The organism is Bartonella sp. MR30HLJHH (assembly GCF_042194195.1).
In the GTDB taxonomy this organism is placed as follows: Bacteria; Pseudomonadota; Alphaproteobacteria; order Rhizobiales; family Rhizobiaceae; genus Bartonella; species Bartonella grahamii.
Genome location: NZ_JBHIMO010000048.1, coordinates 1 through 3,638 on the forward strand (window position 1 = coordinate 1; position 3,638 = coordinate 3,638).

At 36.9% G+C, this 3,638-nt stretch carries 5 protein-coding genes; all 5 read left to right on the forward strand.

All coding sequences use genetic code 11. From position 1 onward, the window contains the following. The first annotated feature begins 30 nt into the window (after positions 1-30). Positions 31-1,149 carry a hypothetical protein gene (locus ACFIKR_RS08940; protein ID WP_375659602.1) on the forward strand — a complete coding sequence of 373 codons (1,119 nt, stop codon included), beginning with the start codon at positions 31-33 and terminating at the stop codon, positions 1,147-1,149. After that, on the forward strand, positions 1,136-1,477 hold the full coding sequence (locus tag ACFIKR_RS08945) for a hypothetical protein (protein ID WP_375645007.1): 342 nt from the start codon (positions 1,136-1,138) through the stop codon (positions 1,475-1,477). The genes ACFIKR_RS08940 and ACFIKR_RS08945 overlap by 14 nt, the downstream gene beginning before the upstream one ends. A 185-nt stretch (positions 1,478-1,662) precedes the next feature. Beyond that, positions 1,663-1,992, forward strand: a complete 330-nt coding sequence (locus ACFIKR_RS08950; protein ID WP_375656146.1) for a hypothetical protein — start codon at positions 1,663-1,665, stop codon at positions 1,990-1,992. Further along, entirely contained in the window at positions 1,979-2,440 is a 462-nt protein-coding gene (locus ACFIKR_RS08955) for a hypothetical protein (RefSeq protein WP_375656145.1), read from the forward strand. Before ACFIKR_RS08950 ends, ACFIKR_RS08955 begins: the two co-directional genes overlap by 14 nt. 341 nt (positions 2,441-2,781) lie before the next feature. Beyond that, a complete protein-coding gene (locus ACFIKR_RS08960; RefSeq protein ID WP_375659603.1) occupies positions 2,782-3,537 on the forward strand; it encodes a hypothetical protein in 756 nt (251 codons plus the stop codon). Positions 3,538-3,638 lie beyond the last annotated feature (101 nt).

The following is a 3,638-nucleotide window of genomic DNA, read 5'->3' on the forward strand; positions in this document are numbered from 1 at the left end:
TATATTTAGTTAAAGAAAGGGAATTGGGGTATGTCCAGTAAATTACCATGGACGAGGCTTTTTGCAGACAAGTGGCTACTTGATCTTGCATATTTGCCAGCTTTTGAAGGTTTCATATATGTTAAGTTGCGCTTTCAAATGCTTCGCACAGGAGAGCCGCTTACGAATAATTTTAAAGTGTTATCTTTATTGGCTGGCTGCTCAGTAAAAAAATTTCAGAAGGCATTAGATCTTTTATTAGAAACTGGACATATCATTTGTTTAGAAGATGGTCGGTTGTGGAATCCAGATGTTGAATTAGAATTAAATGATAGCAAAGAGAAATCAGAAGCAGCAACAAAAGCAGCTCATTCTAGATGGCATAAAACAAAAGGTAAAAATGACAATAATCATATAAAAGAAAACGCATATGCGGATTGCATGCAGAGCGCATACGATGCGCATAGTGTTGCGCAATGCGAACGCAATGCCATTAACAATAACATTAACATATATAAAAAAAATAAAACTAACGTTTTATTAAAAAAAGAAATTGATTTTGAAGATTTAGAAACAATCGATTTGGTTGACGAGCCAATCGAGTGTGATGTTGAAAGCCAATCAGAGCAAACCAACCAACCTCCCATTCACGAGCAGACAAGCGTTCCTAAGAAAGCCAAGCGAAGTAAGGGGAAAAAAGAACTTGGAAGCGTACCAGAAGATTTTGAACCCGATTTGCAATACGCAATCGATAAAGGCTTAACGCATGATGAGGCGTTATTAGAATTCGAAAGATTTAAACTTCATTGGAAAGCTAACCCATGTCGAAATGCAAACAATCGCGATTGGCAAAGTGCTTGGTATGGTTGGATTATTAACCAGAATGGAACGCTAGCCAAGAAATTAGAACAGGAGAAACGATATGCAAACGAACGCTATAAGCTCTCAACAAATAACTTCACAAACAGCCTTTCACAAAGCTTCAGTACACTCAAAGCAGCAATCACCACTAGCAATTCTTATGGATCAGAATGCAGCAGAGATACAGAGGCTATCAGTTCATTTGCAAGCACTTGCCAAGAGAGTGGACCGGAGTGTGTACCCTCCAACCTCTATGCATGGAAAGCCGTTGACGCTGGAGGAGAGATCGCAAGTTTTGCAAGACTGTAATCGCTTACACGCACTGCTTTCACGGAAAGTTACGGTTGAACATATCGAGGCGGTTGCTTATTTGCTTTCTGGTCTAAAAATACCGGCAAATATAGACCCTAATGTTATCGCTTTAAATTACAGCATAGCCTTATCAGATGCTTCAGAATACGCTCTAAAGCAGGCTGTTAAGGATATCATATGCGGAAAAGCAAAAGGATTATCGAAAACCTTTATGCCAACAGGAGCAGAGCTTGCAGAGTATTGCAGAAATTTGAAAGCAGAGCTTTTGTCGGGAGCATCAGTCATGAAATCGTATTTAAAAGCATCCGAAAAAACAGCAAAGTAGTGAAATTTGCTGATGCTTTTGAGAATAGACATGCGTTTAAATTGACAGAAAGGCACCGTACAGAGCGATTTAAAGATTTTATGATAAAAACCACATTGAAATTAAAAACGCTTCTGTACAGTCCATTTTGAGGCAAATAAACCCATTGGTAAAGTTATGGATTTAGATAGGGGATATTAAACCAGATGTTTTTAAAAAAACGTAAACAGAAGGGGGGAAAAAAGTGGGTTGCAACAGCGGTTGGATATGCACCATGGGGATTAGGGGTAGCTGAGTATTTTTACAATCTTTACGAATATGATGATGGCACAAGAGAATACGAAGAATTTGACGGTGGTCAGTATCATGAGATGCCTGAGAAAGTTGATTACAGTACCAAGGCGCAAGTGAAAGCATGGGTTTATGGGGGTGGTATTCCGCAAAGCGTTCTCAATTACGAACCTCTTATAGACGAGATCAATAAAGAGATCAAAAAATTATCAAAAACCGCAGGGAATAAATATGTTTACAGATAAGCAGCTAAGAGCCTTGTTTGGTATTATAATTTTTATATTTTTATGCTTTTTAGGAATTAAAAAAAATCCCTACTTTATCCAAGGTATTTTGATATTTGCATCTTTTGGTTTGATAATAATAACAAATATTTTTGTAATTTTATGCAATTCTCATATTCCTTTTGAGTTGCAGAACAATCCAAAATATAAAAAAGATGATGATACAACAGGTTGGAAGATATTAACACGTGATTTACAACAGTATATGCACCGACTCTTAAAGCTAATAAGTTTAGCACTTGTCGTTTTAATTTTTCCAAATAGTTATACTGTATTTTGGTATTTAGATATCGTTATTTGGTACTTTTTTTTAGTTTATTCATTCTTTCTCATGTTGCATACACGCAGTTTAATAAACATGTCCATTTACGCACTACATTTTATACTAAAAACCAAAAGTAAAATTTAAAAGCACTTGGTATTCAATTAGGTAGGTATCAAAATGGAAAAAATTGAAAAAAATAAAAAATACGTATTGACTTTAATGAAAGGTTCGTTTAGAAAGGCATCAAGTGTGTAGAAACACTTAGCGAATAGCGGATAGGTTACGATACAGCCTCTCCCATGCCTTTTAAAATACTGACTTTCTTTTATGCTATCATTGGCATATAACGATTTATGTCGGGTGTAGTGTGTTATACAATACCCTTTTTAGGGGAAAGCACACAGCGGACTATTCGCCGTGTTTCTAGCGCCCGGCGCCCTTATAGGGTGTCAATAGAAACCTTCTTTACGAATAGGATTACTAGCATGAGTGCTACAGTTAAAAAACAAGCAACTTCTCTATTAGTTGCAAATGATAACATTCCCCTTCAAAAGCAGAATTTAGATAAAAAGTATGAATTAACAAGTGAAATGAAAACAGTGAAAGATCTTTTGAGTGATCGTGTTCGCACTGTTTATCGTATACGCGCTTTAAGAGATTTTGGTAATATCAAGGCAGGCGATTTGGGTGGTTTTATACAAAGTGAAAGCAACTTGTCACATGATGGCAATTGCTGGGTTGGTGATAATGCGCGGGTTTTTGATGATGCTAGGATTTCTGATGATGCTCAGGTTTTTGGTCATGCTGATGTTTTTGGTAAGGCACGTATTTGTGACAATGCTCAGGTTTTTGAATATGGTAGCGTTTATGATAATGCCAAGGTTTATGATAATGCTAAGATTTGTGGTTCTTCTTATGTTTACAGGCGCGCCCGCGTTTTTAATAACGCCGAGGTATGCGATAAAGCAGTTATAAAGGGTAATGCCAAGGTTTATGATAATGCTTTTGTTACTGGTTTTGCTAAAGTTTTTGGTAATGCCCGTGTTTATGGGAATGCTAATGTTTGGTTTGGAGCACTGATTTATGGCAATGCATGGGTTTATGGGAATGCACAGATTACTGGTTGGACAAATGTTTATGATAAGGCAAGTGTTAGCGGTAATGCGTATATTGATACAAAAGAGCTGAATGGCGATAGCAAAATTAGTGGTGATGAAAAGATTGTAGATAAAGCAGCGTAAATAACGGCGCGGGGGGCGGCTTTATAGCAAAAAAGCCGCGTCCTTTAAGACACGGCTTTTATTATCAAAACAGCTAGCGATCTAAATAAACGATTAAAGTA

Bases quoted from the DNA above. Each gene is read 5' to 3' on its own strand.
- ACFIKR_RS08940 (WP_375659602.1), top strand. From the start codon at position 31: ATGTCCAGTAAATTACCATGGACGAGGCTTTTTGCAGACAAGTGGCTA.
- ACFIKR_RS08950 (WP_375656146.1), top strand. From the start codon at position 1,663: ATGTTTTTAAAAAAACGTAAACAGAAGGGGGGAAAAAAGTGGGTTGCA.
- ACFIKR_RS08955 (WP_375656145.1), top strand. From the start codon at position 1,979: ATGTTTACAGATAAGCAGCTAAGAGCCTTGTTTGGTATTATAATTTTT.
- ACFIKR_RS08960 (WP_375659603.1), top strand. From the start codon at position 2,782: ATGAGTGCTACAGTTAAAAAACAAGCAACTTCTCTATTAGTTGCAAAT.